This is a genomic window from Microvirga terrae (assembly GCF_013307435.2).
Classification (GTDB): domain Bacteria; phylum Pseudomonadota; class Alphaproteobacteria; order Rhizobiales; family Beijerinckiaceae; genus Microvirga; species Microvirga terrae.
In genome coordinates this window covers 2,019,067-2,034,354 of record NZ_CP102845.1, presented here as the reverse complement: position 1 = coordinate 2,034,354, position 15,288 = coordinate 2,019,067, and the positions used below count along the sequence as shown (strand labels likewise).

The following is a 15,288-nucleotide window of genomic DNA, read 5'->3' as shown; positions in this document are numbered from 1 at the left end:
TCCGACTGGACCGGACCTTCGCCTGTTTTGCCGCGGCATGAATTTTGGCTGCGGCGGAGGGTCCCCGCTGCGGCCGAGGCGGCAGGGTAATGAGCAACCGGGATCCAAAACGCTACTATGCAATTCTGGGCGTGAGCTTCGATGCCGAGGCTGCGGAGATTAAGGCTGCATACAGGCGTCGAGCCAAGGAACTGCACCCGGACCGAAACCGCGCTCCTGACGCCGCTGCTCAGTTTCGTTTGCTGAACGAGGCCTATGAGGCCCTTAATGATCCAGCCTCCCGGGCTCTGTACGACACCGCAGCGCTTGAAGCTGCAAAGGCGTCGCCAGCTCCGGGACAGAAGCCCCCGGAGCCTGTCGTCTGCTCCTGCTGCGGAAAAGTGACCGCCCAGCCCCGCTACGCAATTTTCTTCACCGTAACGAGCTTCCTGGTCGTGACGCGCCGCTCGCCGACCCAGGGAATATTCTGTAGCGCCTGCGCCGAGAAGAAAGCCTGCCGGGCCTCAGCAATCACATGGCTCTTCGGCTGGTGGGGCTTCCCATGGGGACCGATATATTCCGTCGGGGCCATCATTGCTAATATGCTGGGCGGCAAGCAGCCACCCGAAGTGAATGCCCGGCTCACGGCCTATCAGGCATGGTACTTTGCCTCAATCGGCAACATGGATGTGGCCCGGGCCGTCGCTATGGACGCCGCGGACTTGGCCCGCAAGGCTCCCTCGAACTCGGCAGGAGCTGAGCTACGCACTAGCATTGACGAGTTGCTACAGGTCATTGGTGGCAGCGCCAAGCGCCTGAAGAACTCCTGGCGGCTCCTTTCCAGACCGTTCTATGTTCAGGCGGCAGTGCTTGCTGCCGTCGCGGTCGGTGGCTGGCAGGCCTATGAGCGCATGCCGGTGAGCCAGCCGCCAAGAGGACCGAAGCCCTACGTCGCAACAGCCCCGACCTCTAATCCCGCGCCGGCGCCGAAGCGGGCAGCCTATGTTCGTCCCGCGATGGCGCCGAACGGCACCCCCTGGCCCTTCTCCGCTGGTTATGTGCGGGGCTACTCCCTTCTCAACAATGACGGCCGCTCTTCCGTTACGGTCGATAACAGCCAGAACGACTCAGATGTGTTCGTAAAGCTCGTGTCCCTTGATGGTGCCCGGGCCTACCCGGTTCGACTGTTCTACATCCCGGCTGGCCGCAGTTTCACGGTCGAGGATGTCCGCCAGGGCACTTACGACGTCCGCTATCAGAACCTGAGTTCGGGTGCCCTCTCCCGCTCAGAGCAGTTCTCTCTGACAGAGACGCGCAACTATCAGGGGATAGAGTACAGCACCCTGACGCTGACACTCTATAAGGTCCGCAACGGGAACATGCAGACGTATGCTTTGGCGGAAGACGAGTTCTGAGCGGTTTGTCCGTCGGCATGGGCGCCGATTGCGCCCTACCTGCGCCCTAATCGGTTTGAGCCGACGCTAAGCTGCTGGATCTTCTCAGAAATATTTCTGAGAGCGTCAGCCTGTTAGGCTGTTTGATCGACATTCCCTTTCGTCTGAGGCAAAGGATGGCAGCGCACCATGCATCTTAATGTCTACTCAATTTACGGATGCAGAAGTTGAGCTTACTTCAGCGCCGTTCCTTTGAAAGACATTCCAGGTTGATCATTCCTTTCAGGCGGACCTTCAACCCCATCAAGGAGATCCCGCAGAAGGGCACTTATGAAACGGTCAAGGATAACCCATGTAAGTGACTGTCGTGTTCAAAGGCCTTATCATGGCCGATTATTTTCAGGGTGTCCGGCCACTTGGCACTGACCTTGCGCCCCAATATGGAAGGCGAAGGTTATGCCCTTTGACATCTCGTTCCAGCCCATGCGCGTCCTCATCGATGGCCATGACAGCCACGGCACCCTTGTCCTCGCAGATGGCCAGCTTGCCGCGGTGATCGTCCGCCTTGACAGTGAGCACCATGGCCCTGAGCACAGAGGGTTGTGGAACCTGGAAGCCGGGTTCGGGAAATGCGATGTCCGTATTGCTTCACCCGTGTTCAAGACGCCCGAAGACGCCGGAGCCTGGGTTCAGACACGGCTGGCGGGTGAAGCTGCGTAGGTCGCAACGGGCCGCTGATGAATGTCCCAGGCAGGGTTCGTGCCTGAGGGTAAGATGATGATGTATTCGGCATGTGCTGCATCAAGATCAGCCATCGGATGCTCATGCTGCTCTGTCCTGCTCAAGGTGGAGGTAGAGTGGGTCAAAGCCAGCGGCCTCCTTTAACTTCTCCCAGTCGGGAATGGTTACCTGTATTCCCTTGCTCCGGATCAAGCCCTTGGTCCGAAGCTCCCTGAGCACCCGGTTGACGTGGACGTTGCTGGTGCCGATCGCATCCGCCAGTTCACCTTGGGTGAACGGCAGATCGAAGGTGTCACCTTCAGCAAGCTCCACCGCCTTCAGCCTCACACGAAACTCGCACAGAAGGTGAGCCATCCGGCTGAAGGCTTCGCGCCGACCAACATTCAGCACCCACTCCCGAAAGACGGAGGCATCGACCAAGGTTTCGCGCCAGAGGGCAGCGGTGATCCGAGAATAGCGCGCGCAGATGCGGCGCAGGTCCTCATGCTGGATGAATGCGACCGTGCACGGTGTGACCGTGGCGAGGCTGTTGTCGAGCACCTTCAGGTGCAGACTTTGCAGGTCAGGCATGTCCCCAGGCACCTGGAAGGCCACGATCTGACGCTTGCCCTCTGTAGTCAGCTTGTAGAGGCAGGTGTAGCCTTCCACCAGCAGGCAGCACTGCGAGGGACGGTCGCCGACGCGCACGATGTCCTGATCGGCCCTGAGGACTTGAAGCTGCACCGGCAAGCCCTGGAGCGCTTGCTTCTCTTCATCGGAAAGGCGGAAGATGCTCTCCAGCTTGCGGATCATCAGGGTATGAGGGGAGTGGGGACCTGCTGTCATTCCGAGGCTTCCTGCGACCAGTTCAGGAGTCTACTTCCTGCCGACCTGTCGCGCCAGCGTGCCACAGGCGACCCAAGACAGACCGTCGTTCCGGATCAGCCTTCGTGCCGTGGCCCCCGCGATAAGCCTGCTTGGGGCACCCGCCGCTCCTTCCCACGGTTGTTGAGGGCTGCCCGGACCCGGTCGGCCAGATCGGACCGCCGGTACGGCTTGCCGATCACATCGGCTCCGGCCGAGGCCTTCCCTTCCGTCAGCAGGTCATCGTTGTAGCCTGTGGTCAGGAGAACTCCGATTCCGGGCAAGCGCTCGCGGATGGCATCGGCCAGGGCCAACCCATTCATGCTGCCCGGCATGACCAGATCGGTGAACAGCAGGTCGATCCTGCTCTCGGCCCTGTCGAACACGGCGAGCGCCTCATCGGCGTCACGGGCGGTCAGGATCGTGTATCCGAGGGCCGTCAGGTGCTCCCGGGCAAGGTCGAGGACATCGTTGCTGTCCTCGACAACAAGGATCGTCTCCGCGTGCCCCCTTGGTTCCGCCTGCGCCAGGTTCTTGACCGGCTGACGCGGGACTTGCGCCTGTGTCTCGGCTGCGGGGAAGAGCATGCGGATGGTCGTGCCCTTGCCGCGCTCACTCTCGATCTCCAGACGACCGAGGGATTGCTGCACGAAACCATGCACCATCGCGAGACCGAGCCCGGTGCCCTTGCCCTGGCTCTTGGTGGTGAAGAAGGGCTCGGTTGCCCGATCCAGTACATGGGGCGGCATGCCCTCACCCTCATCGGCGATGGTCAGAGCCACATAGTCGCCAGACGGCAGGTGATGAGCCGCCGCATCACCGTTCAGGTGGACCTTGGAGGTGCCGATGGTCACTGTGCCACCCTTCGGCATGGCGTCACGGGCGTTGATCAGCACGTTGAGCACCGCCATCTCCAGATGCACTGGATCCACCAGGGCTGCCGGCACCCGGGAGCGCAGGTTGAATTCGATTTCGATTTGCGGGCCAACCGAGTTCTCCAGCATGTCGCCGAACTCGGTGATGAGGGTGTTCAGGTTCGTGGGCTTCGCCTCGAGCCGGGTCTTGCGGGCGAAGGCCAGGAGCTGCTTGGTCAGCTTGGCGCCGCGCTCGGCGGCACGGCTAGCGTTCTCGAGCGGCCGTCGCAGGGACTCGTCGTCCGTCCGCGAGAGCGCCAGCTCCAGATTGCCCGAGACCACTTGCAGAAGATTGTTGAAGTCATGGGCCAGACCCGCGGTGAGCTGGCCGATGCTCTCCATCTTCTGCGCTTGGCGGAAGGCCTGCTCCGAGGTCCGCCGCCGCGTGACGTCGAGCTGGGAGGCAAAGAAGTAGAGGAGCTTGTCGTCCTTGTCGAAGACGGGCGCGATGAAGCAGGCGTTCCAGAACGGGGTTCCGTCCCGCTTGTAGTTCAGGAGCTCGACTGAGACAGCGTGGTTCTCAGCGATGGCTTCCCGAAGCTCGGCAACGGACTCGCGGTCCGTATGGGCACCCTGAAGGAAGCGGCAGTTGCGTCCGAGCACCTCCTCCTCGGTGTAACCGGTGAGATCCTGGAAGGCGCGGTTGGCAAAGACGATGGGGTTGTCCGGCAGGTTGGGATCCGTGAGGATGATCGGCATCCGGGTCATCTCGATGGCAGCGAAGAAGACGTTCCCCCGCTCGCCAAGACCCGGTTTACTGATCGTGGCCTTTTGCCAGTGGTGGATGCCCGGACCGCCAGTCGGATTGTAGGACACGTTCTCGTGCTCGCCCGCGGCGGGCGTGCCGCTGCTCTGACCATCGCCCTGGATGTCCAGTTCGGGCCTCTGATTGCCTTGTTGTTCGCTGTACTTATCGTGAGTCATGACAAACCTTGCGAGCCCGGTTCAATCCAGGGCTCGTCTGATGATTGCAAACGGATCGGAAGGGCAAGCGGCTCCGACTGGTGGAGCACTGGCACAGGGCCGTCACGGTGACGAATGCCAGCCTCCTGTCAGACGTCTCAGGATCCGCGACAGTTCCTCGGCTGCATAGGGCTTGTGCAGCAGCTCGAAGCCATGCCGGCCCTTCTCCGCCAGCACATGGCTGTAGCCCGAGGTCAGGACAACCGGCAGGCCGGGCTGGCGCCGCCGGATCTCCTCGCCGAGCTCGATCCCGCTCATCCCGGGCATGACCACGTCGGAAAAAACAACATCGAAACTACCCGCCTTTTGCAGGAGCGTGAGCGCCTCGTCCGCATTAGCGGCCCAGGTCGTCTCGTACCCAAGATCCTGGAGGACCTGGGTCGAGAACCGGCCCACCTCGACATTGTCCTCCACCACGAGCACCCGGCGACCGCGCCCCTCCTCGGGAGCGGAGCCTGTTGGCCTCTTGCGTTCCTCCCCGGCGGCGACTGTCTCATAAATGCGGGGCAGGTACAGGGTAAACGTGGTGTCGCGGCCGACTTCGCTTTCCACCGCTACGTCACCGCCGGACTGTTTGGCGAAGCCGTAGACCTGGGACAGCCCCAGGCCGGTTCCCTTGCCAACCTCCTTGGTGGTGTAGAATGGCTCGAAGATCCGGATGAGCTGGTCCGCTGCAATACCAACGCCGGTGTCCGTCAGCGAGACGGCCACGAACGGGCCTGCCCCGCCCCGGTGCCCGCGGATCGCTGGCATCCCGGAGACCTCCTCGACCCGCACGGTCAGCCGACCCGCGCCATCCATGGCATCGCGCGCGTTGACCACCATGTTGACGAGCGCGGTCTCGAACTGGCTCACGTCGGCTTCGATCCGGCAAGGCTCGCTGGGCATCTCCATGACAATGCGAATGCGCGATCCCACGACCGTGCGCAGCATATCGGTGATGGCGCGGATGCACTCGGCCGCGTCGAACACCTCGGGCTTCAGGGCCTGCCGGCGGGCGAAGGCCAGAAGCTGTCCCGTCAGCCGGGCGGCACGGTCCACGGTGTCAGAAATGGCATCGATGTAGCGCCGCCGCCGCTCGTCCGGCAGCCCCGGCTTGCGCAGCAGGTCCGTGGACGACTTGATGATGGTAAGCAGGTTGTTGAAGTCGTGCGCCACGCCGCCCGTGAGCTGGCCCACCGCCTCCAGCTTCTGCGACTGACGCAGGGCATCCTGGGCCTGCCCCAGGGCTGCGGCAGCTTCCCTCTCAACCGTGATATGCCGGCCATAGGCATAGACGAGGTCGCCCTCGACCGAGGTGTGCCAGGAGATCCAGCGCGGGGTGCCGTCCTTGTGGCGGTAGCGGTTCTCGAAGTTGGTCAGGTCATGCGCGGCCGCCGCTTCGTCGAGCCCGTCCTGCGTCAGGGTGGCGTCTTCCGGCCAGATGAACTCCAGGAAGCTGTGGCCAGCCACCTCCTCCGGCTCGTGCCCGAGAATGGTCGTCCAGGCCGGATTGATGGCCCGGAAGATGCCGTCGGCGCCCACGATCACGAGAAGGTCGCGCGAGTTGCGCCACACCCGATCATACTCTTCGGTGCGCTCCTGGACTTGCTGCTCCAGCGAGGCCGCCAGCGCCTGCAAGTCCCGCTCGGCTTCCAGCCGCGCGACCGCGGTCCGGGTGCGCTCGGCCACATCGCGCACGAGAGCGAGTTCATCCTCTCGCCAGTCCCGCGCCGTGGCATGGTTGAGGAACAGCAGGGCGACGAAGTTGCCACGCTCCGTCACCGGCATGTTGATGAAGGCTTGCGCGCTGATGGCCTTGAGCATACCGGCCGTGGCGGCGGTGCGCGGGTCCTGGTCCGCATCGGCGATCACGGCGGTCTCGCCGCGCTTCAGATCCTCGATATACGAGCCGTAGTCACGGAAATGCAGTACGCCGGCGATGCTCGTGATCCCGGGAGCATTCCAGTCACGGGCGATGGTGATGGTCTCCGAGGCTTTGTCGACCGTGCCGTAGCCGGCCCTGCTCACCTCCAGGGTCCGTCCGAGGATCTCAGCCGCAGCAAACGACAATTCGTCGGGATCGCCGATATCGCGGATGCGGTCACCGAGTTCGAGAAGGGCCCGGTGGTGGGTTTCAGCCCGGATCCGATCCGTGACGTCATACCCCTCGATGAAGATGCCCGTCACGGCACCGGTCGCGTCGGTCAGCGGCTGATAGACGAAGTCGACATACCGCTCGTCGATGGAGCCGCCAGGTGCTGTTTGGGCGGCGTACTTCGCACCGATCAGGTTGAGAGCCTTGCCGTTGCGGTAGACCTCGTCCAGCAGACCAAGGTAGCCCTGCTCGACCGCATCCGGCAGGGCCTCTGCGACCGTCTTGCCGATGATGGCGCGATGCCCGACCAGCCGCATGTAGGCGGGGTTGGCGAGCCCGAACCGGTGCTCGGGTCCCTCGAGCATCGCCACAAAGCCGGGCGCCTGCTCGAACATCCGGGTCAGGCGTTCGCGTTCGGCCTGGGTGCGGCTGTAAGCCAGAACTTTCTCGGTTGTCTCCTGGGCAACGCAGAAGATGCCCGTGATCCGGTCGTCGTCGCCCCGCAGCGGCGTGTAGGAGTAGCTGAACCAGCTCAGGTCCCGATCGCGGCCGGCGAGCGCGAACGGCATGTCCTCGAACCACTGTGCCTCACCGGCGAGTACGGCCGCGTTGAGCGGGCCCAGGGTATCCCAGATCTCCGCCCACAACGCCGCAGCGGGCTGACCCAGCCCGGCAGGATGCTTGGTGCCGAGGATCGGAATGTAGCCGTCGTTGTAGAGCGAGATCTGTTCGGGGCCCCAGGCGATGTAGGCCGGCTGGCGCGCGTGGAGCATGAGACTGACGGCCGTCTTGAGCGCCTGAGGCCAGCGTGTGGGAGGCCCAAGTGGCGACTCCGACCAGTCATGGGCCCGGATCAGCGCTCCCATCGTGCCCCCACCGGCTAAAAACCCGGGAGGAGACGGGATGTCAGGCTTGGAGTTCATCATCCACCCGCCGGATCCAGGGGCAGAGCGGCGCCTTTGCGCCGGCTGCGCTGCTCCTGCTGCTGGAGCAGGCGCAGACTGGCCCGCACCACCTCACTGGCATTCTGATATTGGCCGGAGGCGACCTGAGCGCGGATGAACGCGTTCAGCTCCGCCGTAAGGGAAACGTTGCGGGTCTGGTCTGTAGCCATGTAGGAGGTTCCGTGAGAGGAGGCATCTAGTTGTCAAGCATTGATAATCAAGAGAGGCTTAGCATCGTGCGACAAAGGTTGCCCGGGGCTATCGGCTGAGGTCGGGCTTAGGATTGAAGAGCGCCGACGATGCCAAGGCATCTGCTAATGCCAGCTTGTCTTCTTCAGTGACGCGCTTCGAGTAGGGTTCATCCGTAATAGGAAAGAACGTCGATCCGCCAATACACCAGAAGTGCTCCGTCACGAAGTTAGTGACCAACGACCAAAGGTCCGAGACCAAAATAGCGCGCAGGTACGGCGCACCATTTTTCCGAATAAATAGCACTGCCTCAGCGTACACCCTGCGATCTACAAAGATCTCAGTCCCCATACGCCGATCCCAAAGAGGTGTGCCGGGTTTGCTGAACGAGAATAAACTCAGAAGAGTTTCGCCCTTCTGAAACAACGTGGCGAGCACTCGCTCAACGGCTTCGAGATGCACACCTTCGGCCATGATCAACTCCCGCGGTTAGGCAGCCAGTTCGTCGCGAATCCTGGTCACCGTGTTAGTCGAGCATCCTACCACCCGAGCGGCGGCCCTGACACCGAGACCGGCTTCCAATGCATCGCGCACGCGACGATGAAGCTCAGGGTCCGACTTGCGACCTGTGTAAGCGCCCTCTTTCTTCGCTTTCTCAATTCCCTGCGCCTGGCGCTGACGGCGCTGCTCGTAGTCTTTGCGGGCAATAGCCGCCATCATCTCAATCATCATGCCATTAATGGCCGCCAGCATACGACCGGTGAACTCATCTCCCTTGTCGATCACCTTCATGCCCTGATGCGATGTTGGTAGGTCAATCGCCACAACGCGCAGCCCTTTGGAGTCGATGGCAGTTTTCAGTTTGCGCCAGTCGTCTTCCGGCAGACGCGAAAGGCGGTCGATACTTTCCACCAGCAACACATCGCCGGGCTGAGCATCCGCCAGCAGGCGAAGCAGCGCCGGACGGTCAGCGCGGGCGCCGGACTCGTTCTCGATGTAGCGGGAGGCAATCACCTTCCCATGTTCGGCAGTGAACTTGTCCAGCATCTCCCGGGCGCGTTCTGCATCCTGCTCTTTGGTGCTGGCGCGAAGGTATGCGCGGATAAACATAAGGCCCTCATGTCTCATTTTGAATGTCTCAAAAATGAGTGTCTCACTTTGGGTGTATTTTATCAACATGCGCAATGAAAATTTCGCGCATTGCTCATTTTTGATGAACGGTACAAGCGTATCATCTGGGATAGACTCAAAGAAGACAGGCCATTGTGGCTCTTTCTGCCAAAGGTATCTACCTTTGGTCGGGCAGTTGGGAACTAGCCTATGCGGGTGACGCTGAACACATTCACCGCAGCACAGAGAGGAATGCCAAAAATGGCTGCCAAGCACCCACAACTCTAAATTTGCGTCTTCAGTGAGCTTGACCGCTACCGAGCCAAAAGCAAAAAAGGCTCAGTAACTCAATATCGAGTATTCCGAAGTGATCCGTTTCCGGCGCCTTTCACCCCAGCTTCTAAACTCTTGGATGGTCGAAGAGAGCATATCAAGCTCCAATGGTCAGTACCGGCTACGGTTATGGCGCGAGAATCGAACAGCTCTGGGTGCCGTTCTGGCCGAGCTAACTGCCTACATCGACGAGGCCTTCGAGGACACCAAACGACGCCTAAGAAAGGGATTTGAAGATGACCTTTCCCCATTCAACGATCCGGCTACTGATCCGGCGGCCAACTTCCCACGTATGATGAATCGCATCACCCTCCAGGGCTATTTTGGAGAAACCCTCGCAGTGATTGCGGTGGAGCATTGGGGGGCCCACAATACTACTGATTGGATCGTCCCCGCCTTTCTCTTCCGAATGCACGATCAAGAGTTTCAACACTTAGAGTGGATCAATGAACGCCTCCTGGAGGGTCAGACCGTCGACCCAGATCAAGTACAAGAACGTCGACCAGGTCGAACGGGCGACGATGGTTTAGCGTTCCGCGTTGATGCCAGCAACACAATCACAGATATATTAACACTTGAGGCAAAATGCCTTGCTCAGAACAATAACGCGACGATAGCGGAAGCTCATCGTAAACTCGCGCAGACAGGCCTAAAGCCATCTGGGATACGTGAGCTCATCAATCTGCTGGCCGAATACGACACGCCAGAAGCCAATACTTGGCGCGAAGCACTACTCAAGCTCTGGCATGGCGGGTATCGTGTAGCCATTCGCCACGACGGTGTTGCATATGCCTGCGGACACATCCCGCAGCGTGGCACCAGAATCGCTTGGCTTCCGACCGACACTCCACATTCAGAGTACAATATTCAGCGCGGTCTCGAGGGTATGGAATTTCAGTTCGAAGACCTTACTGGGATTGTTGACGCGCTCTATCGGAGGCCATGATGCCTACGGCTGCCACTATCCAGATCGCACACGATGTACGCCGTCAGTTAGCTGGAAATGCGCTCACAACAGGCCAAGCTAGGCTTTACAGCCATCGACTGCGCCTAGACATGGGAAGCGACGGCCTCTCATCCTTCAGAGAAACCGATGTCGAAATATACCTAGATGAGGCAATGCTCCTTGTCGAATGTGCATTGATCGAACTGGAAGACGACCCGGACGGCGAGTGGCGCGATGGACTAAAGCGTGCGGCAGAGATCCTAGAGTGGCTCTCGCAGCCTCGGTTACAGCCGCGTGCGGCACCGCTACGACTATTATCCGCAGCAGCCTATCAACTTGCCGGCTATCCTGCGATGGCTCTCGGCCAGTTACGCAATATGCCCGATGGAGAACAATATTCGACTATCCTTCGGGAATATCTAAGAGCTAATTTTCCAGCCGTATTAGAAGCCATAAGCATCTATTGGCAACAAGACCGTGCCCGTGAGGTCGCAAGAGAAATCGACGAGTCCGACCTTACAATTCAGGCAGCCCGCCATGTCGTAATGTGCATCGGGACGATCTGCAGCTATTTACGGACTGGCTCGGATGGGGTCAACGAGCGCGCCCTACAGAAGATTGATCGGCTAGCAGCGGGGTTCCTCCACAGTCGGGACCCTTACTCCTACCTACTCGCGAAGCTCACTGCGCTGGCAAGCAGACGCTATATCACCTCAAGTATATGGCCACTGATTGACAGCTTACGTGAAGTTTCAAGCTCTGCGGCAGGCGACGCACTGGTTCAGTTTGCTCGCTCCGCATTCGTGAACCGCCGGTCCCTAGTATGGCCGGCTCAGGCAGCAGGAATCGAACGTTTAAGGTCGAATACGTCATTCGTCCTTTGCACTCCAACAGGCTCAGGGAAGACAACAGTCGCCACACTCGGAATTGTCCAAGGCCTATTTGCAGAACAACGCGACACATCTATCCAGCTCGAAGGTTTAGGATCAGGCCTTGAAGGTCTCGCTCCAGGAAATTTGGTACTCTACATAGTCACGTCACGGGCACTTGCCGCCGAAGTAGAAGCTCGTCTTGCTCAAGATCTAAAGGGCATCGCAGCGGAGCCTGTAGTCGTCACTGGCCTGTATGGTGGGACAGATTGGGGTCCTACCGATGCTTGGGTACAATCGGATCGCGCGACCATTGTTATCTGCACGTTCGAAAAGGCAGATGCCCTGATCCGTTACCTCGGAGTAATGTTCTTAGACCGGGTGCGGCTCGTCGTGATTGATGAGGCTCATATGGTAGAGCAGAATGAGTCCTTCAGAGGCGGACTACAGGATGGAAGCTCAAGAGCCTTTCGGCTTGAACAACTTGGCTCGCGACTTCTCCGCGCCCGAGAGGATTATCAGTTTCGCATCATAGGACTCTCAGCTGTGGCAGCACGGGCAGCACCTGCGTTGGCACGCTGGATAGGCGGAGATCGTCACTCACTCCCGACCACATCGTCCTACCGCAGCACTCGGCAGATGCTCGGTCGCTTAGAAGTTAGCCCGTCCGGCAACTATAGCATTCACTATAACCTGATGGATGGGCACTCCCTCCGCTTTGATGACGAGCGAGGAGCTGATACACCTTACGTAAGACATCCGTTTCCCGCTCCCCCTGGCGGAATCGACGCAACTGCCGGCCCCGAGGTCCGAATGCGCGGGCCTACTCTATGGGCAGCGCTTCAACTCGCAGCCGAGCGGCCCGACGGAAGTCGTCCTTCAGTTCTGATATCACTAACGCAACAGGTCGAGGCATTCTCCTCCACTTGTGCCGATCTACTGGAGAGCTGGCCGGAAAACTCGCTGCCTAACTTTCGAAATTTCAATGGAGCTGATGAAGCGTGGACACGCTGCTTGGCGAGCGCAGCTGATTATTTTTCGACCGAGTCAGTTGAATACAGGCTCCTAAGCCGCGGCATCGCTGTACACCATGGTAAGATGCCTGCGTTGCTTGCTAGGCGCCTCAAAGTTGTGATCGACAAAGGTTACATCCGAGTCGTGATTGCAACTTCAACCCTTTCCGAAGGCGTGAACACTCCTGTCAACTACCTCTTGATTCCAAGCGTTCACCGCAGCAATACGCCGTTGAGCCTTCAAGAATTCACAAACCTTGTGGGCCGAGCTGGTCGCCCAGGAGTATCAACTGAGGGTATTGCGCTCGTGGTTCTGCCGGAACGTCAAATGCGACGTGTAGGTGGTGGGCGCGTTCAACCGGTTTATAATCGCGAATGGGCAGGATACGAGAGTTTAGTCAGTCAAATTGAACTGACAGCGACCGCAACGGGCGAAGGTCTGCCACAGGACCAAGCATCAAGCCCGCTATCCCTTCTTCTGCGCTCGCTTGAGGACGCATGGTCCGCCCTCACAGGCAGCGCAGATCAGGATGCATTCCAGCGATGGCTAGAGCAGACTGCTGTCTCGCCTTCCTCGGATGGAGAACTTCCGGAGGCCCAAGCGTATTTGGATACGCTCGATGGCTTCCTAATTGCCGCCGTTCAAGAGATCGAGGAACTTCGCCTCCGCCACCTCGAACCGGAGCTGATAGAGGCAGAGCTTACCAGAGTTTGGCAAAAGACTTATGCATTCGCTGCTGCAACTGAGGAAGATCGCTTAGGGCGTTACTGGCTGGCTCGTGGTCGGGCAATTAAACAGCAATACCCAGATGCGGCACAGCGGCGCCGAATTTACAAGACAAGTCTATCGCCCAGATCCGCCAGCAGCTTACTAACAATACAGGATTCACTTCGCTCTAAGCTGGGAGAAGGTTCAATATATATTCGTTGGAGTACGGAGGAGCGCCTTTCATTCGTGGCCGATGTTCTAGAAACTCTGTCGCATGTGCCATCATTCAGAATCTCTACAAAACTGGGAAGACGACGCAACTTCACTGAATGGCGTAAGTTACTCCAGTGGTGGCTGGCTAAAGCGAGCTTAGCGAGGGGTCCGCGACCCAATGAGATCACAACTTGGTTTGATTTCGTTTCGCAAAACTTCATATATCGCGGGAGTTGGGGGCTTGGTAGCATTATAGGCTTGCTGCTTGACAGTACTGATGGGTCTCAGCCCATAAAGGCCCTCGAAATAAGCGACTGGCCGCGAAGCGGTCTTCCTTGGATTGCATTCTGGTTAAAGGAGCTCCTTACCTGGGGCACACTCGATCCAGTAGCGGCATTCCTTCTTGCGCGCGGCGATGCGATAGACAGAGCGGGAGCCGAAGAAGCTGCGCAGTACTACTACGCTGGCTTGGCAGCAGACATTGATCCCAACGACGCATTGGATCCACGGGCAATCCGCGACTGGGCACAGGCTCAGCGGGTGTCTACGCCCGAACTAAGTGCTATAAGACAGTTCATCATAAGAGCCCGCCTCGAACGCCCCGCAGAAAATTATCGTAAGTCTCAGATGACGGTTGCGCCTATCGACGTAGACGAGGGGCTTACATGGATTGATCCTGCCGGCTACACGGTCGCTCGAAGTGCGAAGCCGTCGGATTGGCCACGAACCCCAGCATCGTATAGTTTTGAGTTAGACGTGGCAGACAGCACAGTTGTAGGCGAGGCTTACTTGCGGCACGTGTAATTTTGCATCAGCTAAAAGGATATTTATCGCTTGAGGTTATTGGTCCCTACTTCACGTCGAGAGTCATCTCTCTGCCGTGCGCAGAGAGCTGCTGCGATTGCCCGATACCCCAAATGTATGTTGTAACTACCTGCGAGGAGTTTCCGCTAAGCACTGCGCCCGCACATCCGATTGCTGGATGCTGTAGCAGTAGCCCGGCTCATGATGCTGTTTCGCTCGGCACATCGCACGCAAATCGGGATTGTTTATCGAGTAACAGTACCCAATGTACCCATTGGCTTCTGAAGCCCCTATTGCTGCTATAAGCGCCAGGATCGATGCCGTAACTTTCATCGCCGCCCCCATTTATCGGGTATCATTTTCGAGCATGATAGCGTCGCTGGCGGCAGGATGTCGTCTGGTTTATTCGCGCTCGATGACTACCTGCACTTTCGTGCCAGCATCGGTATCCAGCCCCCACGCCAGGCGCTCGCCCTTTTGCGTGATAGAGGTTGTTTCAGCCACCACCTTCGCCATTTTTGCCTTATCGGTGGAGCGCTCACGAACAGCCTCAGCCAGCAGCGCGCGAGATACCTGCCATTCACGCCGGTGCCGAACCAGCAGCTCGGCGCGCTCGTCGACGGCCTGCTGCTCAGTAATCGCCTCCACGGCCCTCCCCCGCTCTTCCGGTTTTGCGTCCTCAGGAATCTCCGCCAGTCTGGAGGCAACGCGATGCGCGCGTTCACTCAGCTCTGGGGTAGCCGTCACCCGGACCCATCCATCTGCAGCGCTCCAGCGTTCTACGGTGCGGCTGCTAACACCAATCTCCGCGGCGATCTGCTTGATCGTCCCACGACCAGCCTCATAAAGCGTTTTTGCGGTGGCGCGGAGCGCCTTTTTGTCCGCCATAGGTAAGCCCTCAATTGTCGTTCTTTCCGACAGAGTAGCGTCACGCCCTGTCGGTTAGCCTCAATTTTCAGGCGGGGTAAAAAATACGCGGGCGCGACAGAATGCGGATTTCCCTCGCTTTATGCACCAATGATACGTTCTTTGAACCCTTAGCGGGGCTGGGACGCTGCAATTTTATACAATTTGGGTAGTGTCCCAACCTAAATCTTTGAATCAAAAGTAAAAAATCACTGTTGGGACGCTTGGGACGTTAAAACGCCTCCTGCAAAACATTTTTTCTCTATGCGCGTAACATAAGGTGCATGTGAGGTGCCTTACTACTCAGCTCACATGAGATAAGTTTTTTATAAATATTAGTG

General features: G+C 59.0%; 11 protein-coding genes. 4 read left to right on the top strand and 7 right to left on the bottom strand.

Annotated features, from left to right (window positions below; genetic code table 11):
• The first annotated feature begins 89 nt into the window (after positions 1–89).
• Complete coding sequence (locus HPT29_RS09635) at positions 90–1,394, top strand: J domain-containing protein (protein WP_173947474.1); 1,305 nt, start codon at positions 90–92, stop codon at positions 1,392–1,394.
• 435 nt (positions 1,395–1,829) lie between these two features.
• Positions 1,830–2,093, top strand: coding sequence for a hypothetical protein (locus HPT29_RS09630; RefSeq protein WP_259060529.1), 264 nt, complete (start codon positions 1,830–1,832; stop codon positions 2,091–2,093).
• A 102-nt stretch (positions 2,094–2,195) separates the two neighbouring features.
• Here the strand turns inward: HPT29_RS09630 and HPT29_RS09625 are convergent, their stop codons facing one another.
• The 6 genes from HPT29_RS09625 to HPT29_RS09600 all read right to left on the bottom strand — a co-directional run bounded on the left by HPT29_RS09625 (position 2,196) and on the right by HPT29_RS09600 (position 9,154).
• Positions 2,196–2,939, bottom strand: coding sequence for a Crp/Fnr family transcriptional regulator (locus tag HPT29_RS09625; RefSeq protein ID WP_173947475.1), 744 nt, complete (start codon positions 2,937–2,939; stop codon positions 2,196–2,198).
• Positions 2,940–3,034: 95 nt separating this feature from the next.
• Positions 3,035–4,795, bottom strand: a complete 1,761-nt coding sequence (locus tag HPT29_RS09620; protein ID WP_173947476.1) for a histidine kinase famiy protein — start codon at positions 4,793–4,795, stop codon at positions 3,035–3,037.
• A 102-nt stretch (positions 4,796–4,897) separates the two neighbouring features.
• Positions 4,898–7,777: a GAF domain-containing hybrid sensor histidine kinase/response regulator gene (locus HPT29_RS09615; protein ID WP_173947477.1), complete on the bottom strand. Its 2,880-nt coding sequence runs from the start codon at positions 7,775–7,777 to the stop codon at positions 4,898–4,900.
• Between the two features lie 56 nt (positions 7,778–7,833).
• Positions 7,834–8,025 carry a type II toxin-antitoxin system ParD family antitoxin gene (locus HPT29_RS09610; protein WP_173947478.1) on the bottom strand — a complete coding sequence of 64 codons (192 nt, stop codon included), beginning with the start codon at positions 8,023–8,025 and terminating at the stop codon, positions 7,834–7,836.
• 88 nt (positions 8,026–8,113) lie between these two features.
• On the bottom strand, positions 8,114–8,518 hold the full coding sequence (locus HPT29_RS09605; RefSeq protein WP_173947479.1) for a hypothetical protein: 405 nt from the start codon (positions 8,516–8,518) through the stop codon (positions 8,114–8,116).
• A 15-nt stretch (positions 8,519–8,533) separates the two neighbouring features.
• Complete coding sequence (locus HPT29_RS09600) at positions 8,534–9,154, bottom strand: recombinase family protein (RefSeq protein ID WP_173947480.1); 621 nt, start codon at positions 9,152–9,154, stop codon at positions 8,534–8,536.
• 412 nt (positions 9,155–9,566) lie between these two features.
• On the opposite strand from HPT29_RS09600, the gene HPT29_RS09595 reads away from it, so the two are divergent.
• Together HPT29_RS09595 and HPT29_RS09590 are read left to right on the top strand one after the other, a co-directional pair.
• Positions 9,567–10,433: a hypothetical protein gene (locus HPT29_RS09595; RefSeq protein WP_210272106.1), complete on the top strand. Its 867-nt coding sequence runs from the start codon at positions 9,567–9,569 to the stop codon at positions 10,431–10,433.
• 110 nt (positions 10,434–10,543) lie between these two features.
• Positions 10,544–14,041 (top strand): DEAD/DEAH box helicase, encoded by a 3,498-nt coding sequence (locus HPT29_RS09590; RefSeq protein ID WP_259060528.1) that lies wholly within the window; start codon positions 10,544–10,546, stop codon positions 14,039–14,041.
• Positions 14,042–14,443: 402 nt separating this feature from the next.
• On the opposite strand, the gene HPT29_RS09585 is transcribed toward HPT29_RS09590, so the two are convergent.
• Positions 14,444–14,929: a phage terminase small subunit-related protein gene (locus HPT29_RS09585; RefSeq protein ID WP_173947483.1), complete on the bottom strand. Its 486-nt coding sequence runs from the start codon at positions 14,927–14,929 to the stop codon at positions 14,444–14,446.
• Between the last annotated feature and the right edge of the window lie 359 nt (positions 14,930–15,288).